14 protein-coding genes are annotated in these 16,826 nt (G+C 41.2%); 5 read left to right on the top strand and 9 right to left on the bottom strand.

Annotation, left to right across the window (positions count from 1 at the left end):
- Nucleotides 1–3 precede the first annotated feature (3 nt).
- The 4 genes from J5O05_RS17440 to J5O05_RS17425 all read right to left on the bottom strand — a co-directional run bounded on the left by J5O05_RS17440 (nucleotide 4) and on the right by J5O05_RS17425 (nucleotide 4,444).
- Complete coding sequence (locus J5O05_RS17440; RefSeq protein WP_208844567.1) at nucleotides 4–375, bottom strand: ABC transporter permease; 372 nt, start codon at nucleotides 373–375, stop codon at nucleotides 4–6.
- Complete coding sequence (locus tag J5O05_RS17435; protein WP_208844566.1) at nucleotides 342–2,393, bottom strand: ABC transporter permease; 2,052 nt, start codon at nucleotides 2,391–2,393, stop codon at nucleotides 342–344. Before J5O05_RS17435 ends, J5O05_RS17440 begins: the two co-directional genes overlap by 34 nt.
- 112 nt (nucleotides 2,394–2,505) lie before the next feature.
- Nucleotides 2,506–3,213, bottom strand: coding sequence for an ABC transporter ATP-binding protein (locus J5O05_RS17430; protein WP_208844565.1), 708 nt, complete (start codon nucleotides 3,211–3,213; stop codon nucleotides 2,506–2,508).
- 31 nt (nucleotides 3,214–3,244) lie between these two features.
- A complete protein-coding gene (locus J5O05_RS17425; RefSeq protein WP_425281524.1) occupies nucleotides 3,245–4,444 on the bottom strand; it encodes an efflux RND transporter periplasmic adaptor subunit in 1,200 nt (399 codons plus the stop codon).
- 272 nt (nucleotides 4,445–4,716) lie between these two features.
- Between J5O05_RS17425 and J5O05_RS17420 the strand changes: the two genes are divergently transcribed.
- The 3 genes from J5O05_RS17420 to J5O05_RS17410 all read left to right on the top strand — a co-directional run bounded on the left by J5O05_RS17420 (nucleotide 4,717) and on the right by J5O05_RS17410 (nucleotide 8,504).
- Nucleotides 4,717–6,111, top strand: coding sequence for a sigma-54-dependent transcriptional regulator (locus J5O05_RS17420; protein WP_208844655.1), 1,395 nt, complete (start codon nucleotides 4,717–4,719; stop codon nucleotides 6,109–6,111).
- 2 nt (nucleotides 6,112–6,113) lie between these two features.
- The gene (locus J5O05_RS17415) at nucleotides 6,114–7,430 is read left to right on the top strand and encodes a sensor histidine kinase (RefSeq protein WP_208844654.1); all 1,317 of its coding nucleotides are present in this window, start codon (nucleotides 6,114–6,116) and stop codon (nucleotides 7,428–7,430) included.
- A 438-nt stretch (nucleotides 7,431–7,868) separates the two neighbouring features.
- Nucleotides 7,869–8,504, top strand: a complete 636-nt coding sequence (locus J5O05_RS17410) for a hypothetical protein (RefSeq protein WP_208844653.1) — start codon at nucleotides 7,869–7,871, stop codon at nucleotides 8,502–8,504.
- Here the strand turns inward: J5O05_RS17410 and J5O05_RS17405 are convergent.
- The 3 genes from J5O05_RS17405 to J5O05_RS17395 all read right to left on the bottom strand — a co-directional run bounded on the left by J5O05_RS17405 (nucleotide 8,494) and on the right by J5O05_RS17395 (nucleotide 11,484).
- Nucleotides 8,494–8,961, bottom strand: a complete 468-nt coding sequence (locus tag J5O05_RS17405; protein ID WP_208844652.1) for an ATP-binding protein — start codon at nucleotides 8,959–8,961, stop codon at nucleotides 8,494–8,496. The genes J5O05_RS17410 and J5O05_RS17405 overlap by 11 nt on opposite strands.
- A 7-nt stretch (nucleotides 8,962–8,968) precedes the next feature.
- The gene (locus J5O05_RS17400; protein WP_208844651.1) at nucleotides 8,969–9,712 is read right to left on the bottom strand and encodes a HAMP domain-containing protein; all 744 of its coding nucleotides are present in this window, start codon (nucleotides 9,710–9,712) and stop codon (nucleotides 8,969–8,971) included.
- A 1,016-nt stretch (nucleotides 9,713–10,728) separates the two neighbouring features.
- On the bottom strand, nucleotides 10,729–11,484 hold the full coding sequence (locus J5O05_RS17395; protein ID WP_208844650.1) for a MipA/OmpV family protein: 756 nt from the start codon (nucleotides 11,482–11,484) through the stop codon (nucleotides 10,729–10,731).
- A 284-nt stretch (nucleotides 11,485–11,768) separates the two neighbouring features.
- Between J5O05_RS17395 and J5O05_RS17390 the strand changes: the two genes are divergently transcribed.
- Together J5O05_RS17390 and J5O05_RS17385 are read left to right on the top strand one after the other, a co-directional pair.
- The gene (locus J5O05_RS17390) at nucleotides 11,769–12,764 is read left to right on the top strand and encodes a winged helix-turn-helix domain-containing protein (RefSeq protein WP_208844649.1); all 996 of its coding nucleotides are present in this window, start codon (nucleotides 11,769–11,771) and stop codon (nucleotides 12,762–12,764) included.
- Nucleotides 12,745–13,764, top strand: coding sequence for a hypothetical protein (locus J5O05_RS17385; protein WP_208844648.1), 1,020 nt, complete (start codon nucleotides 12,745–12,747; stop codon nucleotides 13,762–13,764). The genes J5O05_RS17390 and J5O05_RS17385 overlap by 20 nt, the downstream gene beginning before the upstream one ends.
- Before the next feature lie 37 nt (nucleotides 13,765–13,801).
- On the opposite strand, the gene J5O05_RS17380 is transcribed toward J5O05_RS17385, so the two are convergent.
- A complete protein-coding gene (locus tag J5O05_RS17380; RefSeq protein WP_208844647.1) occupies nucleotides 13,802–16,639 on the bottom strand; it encodes an efflux RND transporter permease subunit in 2,838 nt (945 codons plus the stop codon).
- Complete coding sequence (locus J5O05_RS22925; protein ID WP_425281523.1) at nucleotides 16,572–16,805, bottom strand: efflux RND transporter permease subunit; 234 nt, start codon at nucleotides 16,803–16,805, stop codon at nucleotides 16,572–16,574. Before J5O05_RS22925 ends, J5O05_RS17380 begins: the two co-directional genes overlap by 68 nt.
- Between the last annotated feature and the right edge of the window lie 21 nt (nucleotides 16,806–16,826).

Below are 16,826 nucleotides of genomic sequence, written 5' to 3'. Positions count from 1 at the left end.
TTGCTACTCGTATTTTAATATGGTGGAAGGCCTGACACTCAGCGTTCTAAGCGTCAATAACGACACCGTTAACCAAGTGACCGCCGAAACGACGACAAGTGCCAAGACATACATCCAAGTTGTCTGTTCAACACGATGATTAAACTGGCTAAGCCAATTATCAAGCAGCCAAAACGCCAGCGGAAACGCGAGTACCGCGCTTAAAAGCACTAACGTCACAAATTCTTTAGCTACCAATAAAGAAATACCAAAGCGCCCAGCACCCAGTACTTTGCGAATAGCGAGTTCCTTTTGACGACGCAAAATCGAGAACGACGCTAGGCCATAAGTACCCAAAGCAGCTAAGAAAATTGCCAGTACTGAAAAAACTTGCACGATATTGGCCAGTCGAGTATCTGCGGCGAACGTATGCGCATATTCTTCATCCAGCCAGAATAAGTTGGGAACTCATAGATATTAAGCTCTGCGGCTACCAACGCCCGAATTTGTTCAAATAGTTCATGGTGTTCACCTGGCACAACCGTCAAGATCAAATTCTTGCTAAATGTCATCGAAAACCCGCACAAAAACACGACCTGGGTATGCGCCTCACGAGTCTGACCTAACTGCACGTCCTCGACCACACCAACGATATGCATGTTTATTCCAAGCGCCTTTATGGTCTTGTTGATGGCAAGCTCAGGGATGTCATAGCCCGCCGTCTTGGCAAGCGAACGCGTGATTAAAATAGACACATGTCGGCCCGACTCATCACGATGAAACCAATCACTTGCAAAGCTTTTGTCAAAGTCACGGCCCGCGAGTAAATTCAATCCAAGTGTTTCAACCGCACCAAATCCCGTGCCAACACCAGGAAAAGACTGAGCCGACTCGACACCATCGGCAAAAGTAAATTGCAGACTATACATAAACCCTTCTGTCATCAGAGAATCGATTATGCCGACATGTCGTACGCCTTCAAATTTCGCTAGTTGCTCAACCAAAGCGGAGGGGGTTTGTGTGAATACGGTGCCATTGGGCATACTTTGCAGAACCAATTTTTGTTCTTTCTCGTAACCCGTTGGCTGCGCTTGCAAATACGCAAGCTGAGCGGGCAATACCATAGCTGCTATGACCAAGCCAATCGCAAAGCTTGATTGAATAATTAACAGTCCTTTGCGTAGACGAATGGCGGATCTTCCCTGAACGCTTTCACCCTGCAAAATCGCTTTTGTATTCTGGGCGCTGAGATACCAAGCTGGGTAGCTGCCAGCGAGTAATGTCACCATTACCGTCATCGCAATCAGTACCGCTAAGATGTCTAAATGCCAAAAAATCTCAATTTGACGGTCAACCAAGCTATTGAATAGAGGTAGACTCAACTCGACTAACGCATACCCAAGGCACATCGCAACCAAGGTTATCACCGAAGTTTCCATCATAAATTGCCAAAATAACTGCCCTCGAGTAGCTCCTAGTGCTTTACGAACTCCTATTTCCTTCGCTCGGAGCGCTCCTTGTGCCACGCTCAAATTAATAAAATTCACGATTGCGACAACCAACAATATGAAACAAAGGCTCAAACAGATTTGAATGGCTAACAGCGAACCTCCGGGTTTCATCTCATAGGGAGATTGGCCACTAAAGTACAAGTCTTTTAAAGGCATTAGTTGCAGTTTTAAGTATTTTTTGTCTTCACCAAAGGCGTACCGCGAAAATAACTGCGCTTCAAGCGCTGATTTATCAAACGGAAAATGTACTTTGACGTAGACGTAGTCTAAGCTAGAGTCACTGTCCAATGCCAAATTGTCCATAAACAGCAAACTGTTAAAAGCAAAATGCGAAGTTTCTGGTAAGTCCTTAAAAACCGCACCAACCGTAAAAAGACCAGCTTGATTAGACAAAGTTTCGCCAACAACCAGCTCCGAACCAAATAGCCTATAAGCTTCTGACTGACTAAGTGCCAGATGCCGTGGCGTGCTTAATGTACGTTCTAGGTCACCCGAAATCACATCTAAAGCAATAAACTGACGAATATTGGCGTACGATAGAAACAATTTATCTAGTTTGAATTGATTTTCGCCTCGTGTAACATACATCCAAGACTCATCAACATCCTTGACTGGCGTTAAACTAAATACGTCTTCAACTTGGGGTAATGCCTGAAACGCTTTGGCTAACTCATAATTCGCCGAGGGCACCGAACCAACCCCTAAGGCAGAAAAATCTGATTCAACTCGAAAAACTCGCTCCACATCGGGCTGCTGCTTATCATAAGAAAGTTCATATCTGGCATATTGCGCCACCAACAAGGTGGCTGCTAAACCTATAGCAAGGCCCACAACATTCAACATACTGTGCTGCTTATAGCGCGAAAGTGTACGCCAGGCCGTTTTAGCATAGTTAGCAATCATAAGCAGTTTCCTCTATTAATTTCATTGCGCTTTACTCATACGCAACGGCTGCTCGTTTATTTGATATATTGAAATACTATTATTAACTTTTTAAACTAACTACTTAGCATCACTATACAGACGCTTCTGAAAATGTTTGCTCATAAACATTCGCCTTATCGACCATAATTTGTCCATCAAGTAGACGCACTATTCTGTCAGAATAAGCCCCTTCTTTTTCCGAGTGGGTAACCATAATTACGGTCGTGCCCTCACGATTCAACTCGCGCAGCATTCCCATAACTTCTTCACCATTTTTAGAGTCCAAGTTCCCTGTAGGTTCGTCGGCGAGGATAAGTTTGGGTTTGATCACTAAGGCTCTGGCGATGGCCACACGTTGCTGTTGACCGCCCGACAACTGCTGTGGAAAGTGATCGGCGCGATGGTCAATCGCCACACGCTTTAAAATCGCCTCGACACGCGCTTTACGCTCGGATTTAGAGACATTTAAATATTGCAGTGGCAATTCCACGTTTTCATACACGGTCAACTCATCAATAAGGTTAAAGCTTTGAAATACAAAGCCAATGCTGGCCTTTCTCAATTGCGCGAGTTTCGCCTCCGAAAATCCCGAAATGTCCGTACCATCAAACTCGATGCTGCCGTGACTTGGCGAATCTAGCATGCCGAGTATCGACAGCAGCGTTGATTTACCGCAGCCAGAAGAGTCCATAATGGCAACAAACTCGCCTTGGCTAATGTGCAAATTGATGTGGTTTAGCGCCGTTGTTTCGACATCTTGGGTACGAAAAACGCGGCTTAAATGGTGTAATTTAATCATCTTGTTATCCTGTTATACGCTAAGGCGCAGCTTAAAATCGTAAAATTTGGGCTTTATCAAAATGGCTGTAACTTGAGGTGATCACCCGTTCGCCAGCTGCTAAGCCTTCAAGCACTTCAAAGTAATCACGGTTTTTCTTGCCAAGACGGATAGTACGGCGCTCGGCAACTTGGCCATCGTCGTTAACCACGTAAATCCAATTGCCACCCGTGGTCGTAAAAAACGCGCCGCGTGCAAGCAACACTGCATTGGCGTTGTCGGCACCAAACATCAGCTCCACATCCAAACTTTGGCCGCGTTTAATGTCAGGGCTTTGCTTTGGTAAATCGACTTCAATTTGAAATTGCGATTGACTCACTCGGCTATCAATTTTGGTAACGTGGGCCGCCACTTTTTGACCTTCTAGTGTGACCACCACGGGCATGTTCATTTGCACTTGGTTTAAATAGAATTCGTCCAATCGCACCACCAACTTATATTCGTCGGGTAAGTCAATTTGCCCAAGGCGCGCGCCTGAGGATTTTGATGCGCCTATTTCGGCATCAAGCTCGCTCAAGTAGCCTGCAACGGGTGCGCGCAATAAGAGGTTATCGAGGTTTTTACGCGCAAATTGTAGGTTTTTATCCAGCATTTTGGCGCTGTCTTCCAACTGTGCCACTTGCACTTCACGAATGCTGTTTTCTTGCTGTTGACGCTCCACCGTCAGCGCTTTGCGATCAAGGTAATAGGCTAGGTCTTGCTCTAACTCGTCGAGTTTGTCTTGGGCGAGCACGCCAGTTTGGGCCAATACTCGATATTGTTTAATACGTCGTTCAAGGTGCTTAATTTGCAGGTCAATTTCGAGCAAATCGCGCTTTAAGTTTAATCGACTGGTTTCCATGGTCATTTGTGTGTTGCGCAAAAAATTAAGCTGCTCGGTTACCTGAGCCTCGCGGCTCATCACGTCAAGCTGCAAGCTAGTGTTGCTAAGGCGCACCAAAGGTTGGCCTTTTTCAACATATTCACCTTGCTCAACTAAGCGCGCCTCAACCTGACCCCCTGCGATGGTATCGAGATACACCGTGGTTTTTGGCACAACCTGACCACGCAATTGCAGCGAGTCTGTGAATGCTCCTTGCTTCACGGGGGTAATCGTCAATGACGTGACATCGACGGTTTGGCTACGCCCTTGCGCGTTGGTTTGACTCACACCGTAAAACACGCCAAGCAAAACCAGCACAATCGCTACAATCAAAAGCGGTTTACTGGCCTTTTGCAGCGCGGTTCGTTCAATTTTTCTATCCACGATCACTTAAAAAAATAATTCATCTTAGGCTTAGTAAATCAAGAGTCGTGCCAAAAAATTAAATCCTTTTATTTCATAAAGATAGACTTAACTTTGTTATTTTGATGCAAAACTAGTGTCCGTTAATAGAACACTTTTAGTATTTTTCACTGTCCAATTATGGACACTTTCAGCAAAGATCGCTTAGGATAAAAACAGCAACGCATCGAGAACACCTCATGACACAGACCAGCGAAGGTACTTTACTGATTGTCGATGACAATCCCGACATATTGATCGCAGCAAAGCTGCTGCTAAAAAAACACTATGCCAAGGTGCTTACCACCGACACCCCTTTTGACATCGAAAATCTAGTAAAAGAACAGAAAATTGACGTGATCTTACTGGATATGAACTTTTCGCAAGACGCCATTAGCGGCCGCGAAGGGTTTTATTGGCTGAAAAAAATCGTCGCGCTCGACGCCTCAATTGCGGTGTTATTGATGACCGCGTATGGCGACATTCAACTGGCGGTTGAAGCCATCAAAGCGGGTGCGGCCGACTTTGTTGCCAAACCTTGGCAGAACGAACAACTGCTCGGCGCGGTTGCTGCGGCCTATGCTCACGCCAAAGACAAACAGCAGTTGGGTTTGCTTGCTCGGCGAACCCAAGGGCTTAGCCAAATTTTAACGCAAGGCAATGGCAAACCATTCGCGTTTTTAGGGCAAAGCGACGCAATGCAAGAGGTGTTCAATACCATCGAAAAAGCCGCCAAAACCGATGCCAACATTCTTATTACGGGCGAAAGTGGTACGGGCAAAGAGCTAACCGCGCATGCTATTCACCAAGCGAGCCTTCGAAGCAACCACTCGCTGATCAGTCTCGACATGGGCGCACTCTCTGAGGACTTATTTGCCAGCGAATTGTTTGGTCATAAAAAAGGGGCGTTTACCGATGCCAAAACCGACCGCATAGGCCGCTTTGAACTGGCGCATGGCGGTACCTTGTTTTTAGATGAACTCGGTAATTTAGCGCTCAACCAACAAGTCAAACTGCTTGCCGCCATCCAAAACCGCCAAATAACCCCCGTCGGTGGCAACAAAGCGATTGATGTCGATATTCGCCTAATTTGCGCCACCAATGAAAACTTGGATCACGCCGTCACCGAAGGTCGGTTTCGACAAGATTTACTGTTTCGCATTAACACCGTTGAAATTCGTTTGCCGCCACTGCGTGAGCGCCGTGACGACATCCCCTTACTCGCCAACCATTACCTTGCCCATTACGGTCAAAAATATAAATGCAGCCTCACGTTGCGCGCCGCCGACTTAGCGCGCCTAACGCAATACGATTGGCCAGGCAACGTCCGCGAACTTGCTCACGCAATTGAACGCGCGGTTATTTTGAGCGAAGGCGACCATCTGGATGTGAGTCATATCGTGACAACGCCGGCAAATCAGGACGTTGTTGTGACTGGCAGTGTGCAATACGACACCTTTGATTTAGAAGTATTGGAACAACGTGCTGTGCGCGCCGCGCTCACACATTTTCAAGGTAATGTGAGCCACGCTGCCAAAGCACTGGGCTTGACCCGTGGCGCGATGTACCGCCGCCTTGAAAAATACGGACTTTAAGCATGAATAGGATGTCATTTTCGCTGTCGCTCTACGCGCGTATCGCCGTCTTGATTGGGTTAAGCGTGCTCTGCTGTGCACTCTATTTACACGATGGCATGAGCGCCAAATTGTTGGTTTTTTTGGGCGCGTTGATGCTGGCTATAGTAAGTTTAGTGGGCTTATTCCACACCCAGCAAAAACAAACCGAACAAGTGATCCGCGCGCTCGCCAACGGCGATTTTACACTCGGCTTTGGAAAGTCGCACCCACTGCGCGCGCAGCTCGATGAAGTCAAAACACAAATGCAAACCACGCGTTTTAACCTCGCGCAGCAAGCGCAGTTTTTGCAAGCTTTGCTGGTGCATATCGAGCTGGCCATCATCGTGTTTGACGAGCAAGGCAAAGTGGTTGAAATCAACCCCGCGAGTGCGAAGTTACTCGGCAAGAGCATCTATAACGTCGCCGACCTTGAGCATTTAGCGCCGCTCGTTGAGCAGACTCACAACAGCCTGAAAACCATTGCCAACTGGCAGCGCGGCGAGCAAACAGACACCTTATCGCTGCAAATAAGCACGGCGCTGATTCAAGGCAAACAACGCAAAATCATTACACTGCACTCCATTCGCGACGCATTGCAATCAAAAGAGCAACAAGCTTATAAACGCCTGACGCATGTACTCACCCATGAAATCGCCAATTCGATTACGCCGCTGTCATCCATCGCTCAGACTTGCTTGGGTCTAGTGCCAGAGGGCGACCACTTTGCCAGCGACGAAGACAAAGACGACCTTAATTTAGCGCTCACCACCTTAGCAAAACGCACTGAACACTTAAGCGAGTTTATCGCGCGTTTTCGCCAAGTCAGTAATGTGCCTAAACCCAATTTACACGCCGAGCCGCTCGATGCCCTAGCCCGTCGCGTCCATCAACTGCACCTTCGGCTGTGTAACGCCGCTAATATCCGCTTTGACTTAGAGATAAACCACACCGCTTTGGTGATGCTCGACAGCGCACAAATCGAGCAAGTATTGATCAACCTAATTAAAAACGCGATTGAAGCCGTTACAACGAGCCAACAAACACACATAAATGATGCGGCTATCGCCATCAAAACTGGGCAAAATATAGCGGGGCAAAGTTTTATCGAAGTGACCGACACAGGCGCTGGCGTCGCCGACCATGTGCTAGAGCTGATGTTTGTGCCATTTTTTACCACCAAACAACAAGGCTCTGGCATTGGCCTAAGCTTATCGAAACAAGTGATGCAACTGCACGGCGGCGATTTAGTCTACTTAAAACGCCCAATCGGCGCGTGTTTTCGCTGTGTGTTTGGTTAAGTATATAATGAAGGCGCTTGAGTTACTTGTTCAACGTACCACATTTACGGTAAAAGCTAAGAAAAAAGCTAAATCTGAATACCTCAGGGATGAGTTCGTCAATGCTCAGACTTGGATAAGGGCATTCGCATATATTCACTCATTTAATTGGTACGCCTTGTAGACACCGTCATCGGTGATAATTACTCTTTTTCCTTGTTTGTAATTGTCGTAGCGCAATCAACCGAACACCTGGCTAAGCCTGCTGGATTTGCCATAATAATCGCTTCTGGATTTAGCAATTACATTCAGATCTTCTAATGCGACTTTACTACAGTATCTAACGACGTCCGCTTCAATAAACGGCTGTGCAGTTCGCCTATGGATGCCGATTCACATTGTGTTTTTGTCGCGAAATATGCTAGTTTGCCAATTAACTAAAAAATAGTCGATGTATCAATGATTTTTAATCCAAACAAGACTGGTTTTTATAGCTGCTTGCTTTGCGCAGTAAGCTATATAATAGGCCTAGCAATGATAGTTCTTATAGTACCAGGCTTTAACAACGACGCATCTCTAAGGCTTGAAGTTCTATCTGAGTACTCAACTATGATACAAGTATGGTATTTCATTATATTTGTGCTGTTTGGGTGTTCAATTTTTGTGTTGACCAATAGTATCCAAAGCAAAATCGGAACTCATTCCATTTCAAGCATGCTAGGAACATTTTCAGGGTATATTTGGTCTGCATATAGCTTGTCTACAGGACTAATTGCCATTCTATCAATTGAATATTTAGTATCACATTCTCCTTCGGACTCAGGGCAATTATGGCCAGTAATCTACACTCTTCAAACAGGACTTGGGGAAGGAGTAGAATGGGTCGGAGGTATTTGGATGCTACTGATCAATTTCCAACTAAGTAAAAACAAATTGCTAAAAAGACCTACCATCTTTTTTGGATATTTAATTTCATTTCTTGGTATTTTAACAATTTTCCCTGGTTTTGATACTTTTGGCTTGGCTTTCGGTATTACCCAGCTAATCTGGTTTTGTATTTTTGCTACCTACTTCCATTCTTGCACTAACACATGATTGGTGAAACAACTACCCTGAAAATTTTGTGATCTTTCTCCAGAGACATATGCCACCCCATAACCTTAGCAATTCTACTTACCAAGTACTGTCCATGACCAAGACCTTCATGTGATACTTTAGGAGACTGATGCGCAGCCAATTGCTGATTTTCAAAAACTAACTTTTCATCTCTCATATAAATACGCATTGCTCTACCATCACCATGATAAAAAGCATTACTAACTAGATTCTGAAAAAGTAGTGACATTAGATGGGCGTTTCCGAAGACCAACTTATGGCAATCTACATCAACAAAAGCCTCAAACTCCACCTCTGAGTGTACTTTATAAAGTGAAATCACAGCATTCTCTAATAGCGGTAATAACTTATATGCATTGAAAACAAGATTTTCCTTCCTAGCTAAAGCTAACAGGACGGCGATAGTATTTTCCAATTCAAGCGTTGATTCGACCAATAATTTCTTATTGGGACTCTAAAAGAATTCCACCAGAAGTAGTTGAAAGAACATTTTTAATTAGTGTAATTGGTGTACGTAGTTCATGACTAATATCTCGGGTAAAATCCTTTTCCCTCTGCATTGCATTTTCTAATTCAGAATATGTTCTATTGAACGCTTGCGCCAACTCTCCGATTTCATCCTCTCTATTCAATAGTCTACCACTAATGCTTGATCCATCTGATAAGTCAATTACCTCGTTTGTCAGAAATTCTATTGGTTTCGCGAGTCTAGAGGCCAAAAACCATGTTGCCAAGGTTGCTAAGACAACTGATGCGACTAATATGCTTATGAAAAATAGAAAAAGTATGTTTGAAACTCCTGATGTAGGAAGCACGTCTGAGGCATTAAATAGAATCCATGTACTCTTATTAGAATGTTCAAGTTGGTAAGAATAAATCCGAGAATCACCACAAAAAAACACTGAAATCAAATTGTTGTGAGGTAGTGGTCTGGATAAGCAATCTAGTTCAGGAGTAGAAAAGAATATATACTTAATTGATTTATGAGAGGGTGTAATACTTTCGACTTTAGAACCTTCAATCATGTTTAAAAAATAGCTAGCCTCGTTTTCTAAAATTGAAGTTATATAAAGCTCTTCGGTCACTCTAACCGAAAGTTGGCTTAATCGAGAGAAAAACATGCATATGATTATGATAAGCACACTGAATGACAAGAACATTTGTAACTGAATACCTTTTTTCTTCATATGTGCTCCTAAAAAATCTCAATTGTATTGCATTAAATTTTAATGCAATACACCATAAAGCATTTAAAAAAGACGACTTTTAAAATGGAAAAATTTAAATAATATCTCCATTACTTAGAATCAGCTAAAAAAACCACTACAATGTAATCGAATTTCAAAGGGTCGAGCAGTTTTTTACAGTCTCAATTTTAGACTGAAGATTGAAGCTCTAGGTAACGTTGCTTTCTTAGGGTTTGAATTAACTACTTTTATTGATTTCACTTTCAACCCTATCCTGAGAGGCTTGACTAATGAAAATCACAAACCACAGCCAATCAGATTTACATCTAACAGCTATTTCTCCATACAAATATGTTGATTTCAATCCCGCATATATTCTCGGATGTTGCAAGGCATTTTAAATAGTCTATCGAAACCAAGTTAATTTGGTTAGCCATGATTATAGTCACCTAATATGACTATTAAAAGCTTAGCGAAATTTGTTCTCAAATAGGAATTTCTTTTCTCAACTTTTGCAAGTTGATCTCAATCCGTATGATTACAGTTGTCAACAATAAATATCCAGAGCGCTTAAAAAGAAAAACTGGGTACTCTGAAGTAACTTTCTGTCAAACATGAACCATGGCAAACACGGTCTTTTGCTTAATTGTAAAGTCTTATTAGTAATTGCGGCTCACATGGGGATGAAGCCAGCGGCCTGAAACTTCTGGTTGGCCGGTTTAACGTACTATCTCAATTCCTGTAGAGACTTATAACTCAAACCCAAACACTCAGAAACAGAAGAAAGAAGATGAGCGCGCTTGAGGACTAACTACGCAACCTGTATTTTTTATATTTATAGAAACACATTTAACAAAAGTAAAAGCCCAAAGCTATGTATCTATTAGACTTGTAAGAATTTCAAGGTCTACACATTCTACATCTCACCGAAAAGTTGATAATGGCCACGTATAGTACGTGACCAGCAACAGGAATTAATTGAAAAAGAACATGTAATCTTTTAAATCTCTTATTTCTTAAAAACGATAGAAAACCGACAACATGGCAAAAGCTGTACTATCACTATCCGTAATAGGGGACTTTTCTATTTTTCCATCCATGAAATTCTTTTTTGCATAGGCTACAAAGCTAATTCTCTCTGTTAAACTATAGACCGCCTTAACACCGACGCTAGTATTTATAGTTTCGCTTAATGAGTAAGGATTAAATCCGCTAATTTCACCACTATTTAAACCGAAATAATAATCAGAAATCTTGTCGCTATTATAAGTGACACCCAACTCAGGAACGACGCTAAATTTATCATTTATTTCTATTGAATAATTGTAGTTTGCAGATATTTTATAACCTTTACTGTTCAAAGAAATATCTTGCATTAATTTGGCACTAAACGAACCAATCCATGTATTCATTGAAATTTGTGGCCCTAAATAAATGGATAGATTCCGATCTTTCAATTGACTGACACTAACGTCCTTTGATTTAGATGCATCTAGATAAAAATCACCAGGCTCTAATAATAGCGTTGTAGATATAAAACTGCTCTGCATTAATTTGTATTCTAAGGAGAAACCTGCAATCGATAGTCTCTCATTTGAGTATGCAATCAATGGCAATGCCAGTAGCTCATTATCGACACCCTTGAAGTTTGAATCAACACGCACAACACCTAAACCGCCACTCCAGACACTAGAATTACTAGCATAAATCTGGCTAGAGTTAAAAATTAGAGAAAATAAAAAAACATGAATGGATAAAACGAACGCTTTCACAAGACCTCTACCATAATTTGCATAAGTGATATTTAACGTATAGATTACCAATTTTAAAATTTAAATATGTATCTAATTGTACGTATAGAGGAGAGAAAGAAATCACATTAAAAGATTGACTGATTATCATTCTAACCAAAAATCATTCTCGGCTCAAAACCCTGTAATATTAATCATTTACACCTCAGTGCTTTACTCTTAGTCTACTTATGTAGCGATAAACTATTTAAAGTATTAAGAAACTTCGTTAACATGTCATAATCTTTACCACAATATCTATATTTATGAATGAAGTTGAATTTGGACCGTTTCGCTTTAATTGCCATACTAGACAGTTAAAGAAAAGAGGGCAAAACATCCCTTTGGATCCAAGACAACTAGCATTGCTTGTTTTTTTTATTGATAACCCCGATCGTATAATCAGCCGAGACGAACTTCAGAGTGTTATTTGGAAAGATATCTTTGTCAGTGACAATGCAATAAGCAAATCTGTCGCTAACCTACGCAAGCTACTCGGAGACGATCCTAAAAATGCGCGTTTTATACAAACCGTACCGAAACAAGGTTATCGTTTTATTTCAACACTTCAAAATACTCAATCTATTGAAAAAGATTCAAAGCTGACACGTAGAAACAAATTAAGTTTATTTTTACTAACTTCATTCGCAGCACTTACATCTATTGCTTCCATGTACTTTTGGTCTACTCAATCTATAAAGCATGATCTATACGGCGCTAGCTTCGCTTTAACTCGACAATCAGGCTTGAAAATTACCCCGTTATCTATGCTTAATGACCAAGGCATCATCTATTTGAATAAGTCTTCTAATACTGAGCTTTGGGCCAAACCAAAACAAGAATCGCCCTATGAGATTGCAACTCCTTTCGAAGACATATATGAATTAATTGAGTTTACATCTAATGGCGATTTGGTAATTAGAGCTTTACATAAAGGAACATGCTCTTGGTATAAAGTTGAAATAAAACAAAAAAAAATGACAATCAAGGAAACTATGGAACTCGGATGTAATGGAATAGTTGTTCATGATTCAGATTACAGTAAAGACATAGACGAATTATTCGTATTGGCACATCCGGAGAAAAGCATACATAGCAATCGTCTTTACAGAATGGCCTTTAATGCTAAAAGTTTTATAGAAATAACAAGTCAAAGACTGAAAGGTTTAGAATTAGAGAGACTTGATTTAAATCCACTCGAACAGAAACTGTTACTCGTCACCCACAACAGCAAAGGAGAAAGTGAGGCTCATTTCTTTTGATTTACAACAAAGTGAATTTTCAACGTTAAAACTTCTAACATTTTGGACTAATAATGCTATTTGGGCACAAGATGGTTCAGGAATTGTCTATACAGAAGCGCCACCAGCCACAAAACTATTGTTAGACCATGGTATGGATAAAACTAGCGTTATTGTAAGCCAAAGCAACTACCTGTGCTGTGACATAACAAGGGCATCAGATGGTGTAAATTATTTGTTCACTTCCAGAGATTCTGATTTTGACTTACAGTGGCTATTAGAACCGTACTTCAAGTTGGACAACTCAACAAGTTACGAAATGTTGCCCATATTTTCACACCACAGTGAGACCATTTTTTTCGTTTCAAAGCGCAGTGGTAGGAGTCAACTATATGCCCAAGAAATGGGAAAGGCGGCGCGCGCAATAAGCAATTTCAACTCTCATTTGATGATTCAAAACTTGGCATTAAGTACTGATGACCACCATTTCTTGTTCAGTAGTGGAAACCAAATATACCTCTTTGACCAATTAGGGAAAGAAAAGACTATCGATTCATCTGAACAAATTAGTCATATCGACTGGCTATCTGAGAATATTTTTGCCATTTCATTTCAAACGAAAACGGGCTACCAAGTGAAGCTTTACGATATAGATTTTAACCTTGTCCAAAGCCTAGATAGTAACTGGGTTCGGGCTTTCTCTGACTTTAGTATGCCTGACATTACCTTTTTACTTGATAAAACTGGAAAAATATACAAAACATCTATATCTCAACCTTTCAAACCTGATCTAGTCCAAAACATTGAGATTAATCCAACTAATAACTTTAAAATGGATAGAGAACTAATCTACGAAATGGATAACCTATCAGGAACCATGAGGATCAAAAACTTAAACGGTATCATAGTTAATGAGTTTTCTTACCTTGAAAACTTAGGGTTTGATGTTAAGGATGGAAAGATTATCGTTGGTGTTAAAACTCACAGTAGTAGCGAGTTGATGTCGACCTTACCGCAGTAGGAGGAGAAAACCAACTCGCCAATGTAAATATCTACGATTAATGAAGATTTGCCTCATCAGGACACAGTTTTACACAGAAGGAACGGCACGATAATATGGCGGCCATAAAACTCAAAGTGAATAGAGCGCTAAAGGTCATTCCTCCAACAATCACTGTAGCCAGACCTCGATAGATCTCAGCACCAACACCTGGATTGAGAACAAGTGGCAACATTCCCAGTATACTTGTCAAGGTACTCATATAGATCGACCGTATTCTACTTTTGACAGCACTTTCGATAGCTCCAATTCTTTCCTTTCCTTCAAAAATGGCCTGCTCGAAATGACTCGCAAAAAGAATGGCATTGTTGATCACTAACCCCATTAATATCATAAAGCCTATAAGTGTTATTACATCTAAGTTTTGTGGAACCCATAAGTTTAATAAATTTAGACTGAGCATACCTCCAGCCAAAGCTAATGGCATAGAAAGGAGTACGGACAAAGCTAGTGACCAACTAGACAAGGTAAGACGCATCAACAATAACAACCCCACTAGCGCTACTAAAAACATTTTCCCAAATTCATCCAGAAAAACAGAGAGACTGTCAGCACTTCCCCTATATTCAACATAGATCTCTTTATGATTAATGATAAATTGTGACACTTCCTTTTTGACCCTTTCAACGAAGAGGCCGATTGGCATGCCTTCCGGCGGGATTAAGTTAAGAGAGACGCTAGCTAAACCATTTGTTCTGTAGAGAGAACCTGGAGAAAGTATGATATTAGTACTCACTAATTCCCTCAGAGGAACAGGACCATGTTCCGGGAATACTAACTCCGTCTCTAACAATTCATGTAAGTGTTCAGGTTCTTTCCCTTTAAAGTAGAAAGGCAAAGAATCGCCTCCAGAATAAAAACGACCAAGATAACGACCACCGGTTAATGTAACCAGTTGACTATTAAGCTCATTTATATTTATTCCATAGAAGGCCAATTTATCATTGTTTGGATAGAATTCTATACTGGGGAGGGTATTGCCAAATGGAACCAATTCTGTGATTCTAGCTTCAGGAAAAGTCAGTTTTAGTCTTTGCAGCAGAGTAGTACCTGTACTCTGCAAAGTTGCTAAGTCAGCACCTTTCAGATCTAATTGACTGCTTCTACTATCCGGCATCGCCAATCTTAACAAGCTTCCTTGGTACACAAAAGCATTCACTCCAACAAGATCACCAACCAATTGAGCTTCTATCCATTTCCTGAATTCGTCTAAATTCCAAATTCCTTCGGGGTAGAAAAAGAGTAAACAATAGGTGGGGGAACAAAACTGACCATGTATTTCAAAATTTGGGCTTCCAAGGAGATGTTTTTGTTCTTCTATTCGAGAATCAATCACTCTACCGACTTGATTTTTTGCAGATAAAACTGATTTAGGCTCATCAAATGCAATATAAACCATCACCAGTTCTTCTTTTGGGTCAGGTAACAGGTCGAGCTGTGGCGAAGATAGCCAAACCATAATTAAAGCACCTGGTACAGCTAACACTACCCAAATAATTGCTAAAACTCTCTTCCTCGAAGGAGCACAGACAAAGTTTTCCCAACCATTCAGTTTAGACTCTGTTGACTTATCTACAAATTCATCCTTAAGCATGTATCGAGCAAAGGCTGGTATCAATATGATAGCTACCAGAAGTGATGCTAGTAATGCGCTTGATACTGTAAATGCTAAATCCTCGAACAAATTCGAAGCATTAGTATTTATTAATAAAATAGGGGCAAAAATTAAGATACTAGACAATGTTGATGAAACTAAAGCTCCTGTCACCTGTGAAGTTCCAACATGAATCGCATTAATCGTTTCTAGACCTTCTGAGCGTAACCTTTGTATGTTCTCAACTAGAATAATAGATGTATCTAGTAAAAGGCCTATAGAAAGCGCCATACCTGCGAGTGATATCAAGTTTAAACTTCTTTCGCATAAAAACATTAGCAACAGCACAATAGCGAGACATACTGGAATGCTAATGAATATTAGAAACAGAGATCTAAAACTACGTAAAAAACAATACAACACACAGCACGCAAGGATTACCCCTATTGCGATACTTCCATATACCAACCATAGAGCATTCTTTATCGATATAGAATTATCTCGACTAAGGGCAAGTTTAATACCTGTATTGGATAGCGGCCCCTCGTTCATTTCTGATACAGCAGCCTTTAACGACTGTAAGACTTCTAACGCATTAATTGATGATGCTGGTTGGATATAAAAGTACATTGCTTTGTGGCCTTTGAATGCAGAATAAGACCAGTCAAATGCAAATCGTTTGTGAACTTTCGCTACCTCTTTTAAACGAATGATCTTCTGTTCACTGATGCCAATAGCTAAATCCTCAAGTTCTTCGAATTGACTTTGACCTCTAAACAACAACCTATATTCTCTGGTACCAAATTCAAGCCCCCCACCGGAACTATCAGCTAGACGACTAAGCCTAGTTGCTACATGCTCAAGAGTTAAAGAATAGAGAGCCAATTTCTCTGGATAAAACTCTATATCTATCCTTTGTTCTGCCCGATTAGAATCTAAATTGATTTGCTCTATGCCTGATATTTTGCTCAGTGAAGGTTCTACATATGAACGATATGCTAGTACCAATTCCTCTTCAGTAATTTCACTCTCTGAATACAAAAACAAAGATGCTAAGGTCGAACCTGCATCACGACTGTAATCAATAACTCTGGGCTTTTGTACTTGAGCTGGCCATTCTGGTATTTGATTTAGTCTTGCAAGAACTTGTGTGTAGGCTTTTTTCATATCCGTATTAGGATGAAAATTCAAAATCGTCCAAGCTTGACCTGTAGTGACATTGCTTTGATAGTCTTTTAACATACCTAATGAGACTCAACTGTCGCTCCATCGGCGCAATAAGTGCCTGTTCGATTTCAGCAGAACTTTTCCCAGGCCAATCAGTAACTAAGGCAATTTGAGGACGAACAACCTCTGGAAGCAATGAATAAGGTAATTTAAAAGTTGCAGCTATTCCTAGAAAAACCAACAAGAATGAGAATGCAATGAT

Origin of the sequence: Pseudoalteromonas xiamenensis (genome assembly GCF_017638925.1) — a bacterium.
GTDB lineage: Bacteria > Pseudomonadota > Gammaproteobacteria > Enterobacterales > Alteromonadaceae > Pseudoalteromonas > Pseudoalteromonas xiamenensis.
This window is presented reverse-complemented; position numbering and strand designations above follow the sequence as displayed.

Excerpts from the sequence above, each read along its gene's own strand:
- J5O05_RS17435 (WP_208844566.1), bottom strand. The coding sequence starts at position 2,393 with ATGATTGCTAACTATGCTAAAACGGCCTGGCGTACACTTTCGCGCTAT.
- J5O05_RS17430 (WP_208844565.1), bottom strand. The coding sequence starts at position 3,213 with ATGATTAAATTACACCATTTAAGCCGCGTTTTTCGTACCCAAGATGTC.
- J5O05_RS17420 (WP_208844655.1), top strand. The coding sequence starts at position 4,717 with ATGACACAGACCAGCGAAGGTACTTTACTGATTGTCGATGACAATCCC.
- J5O05_RS17415 (WP_208844654.1), top strand. The coding sequence starts at position 6,114 with ATGAATAGGATGTCATTTTCGCTGTCGCTCTACGCGCGTATCGCCGTC.
- J5O05_RS17410 (WP_208844653.1), top strand. The coding sequence starts at position 7,869 with ATGATTTTTAATCCAAACAAGACTGGTTTTTATAGCTGCTTGCTTTGC.
- J5O05_RS17400 (WP_208844651.1), bottom strand. The coding sequence starts at position 9,712 with ATGAAGAAAAAAGGTATTCAGTTACAAATGTTCTTGTCATTCAGTGTG.
- J5O05_RS17390 (WP_208844649.1), top strand. The coding sequence starts at position 11,769 with ATGAATGAAGTTGAATTTGGACCGTTTCGCTTTAATTGCCATACTAGA.
- J5O05_RS17380 (WP_208844647.1), bottom strand. The coding sequence starts at position 16,639 with ATGTTAAAAGACTATCAAAGCAATGTCACTACAGGTCAAGCTTGGACG.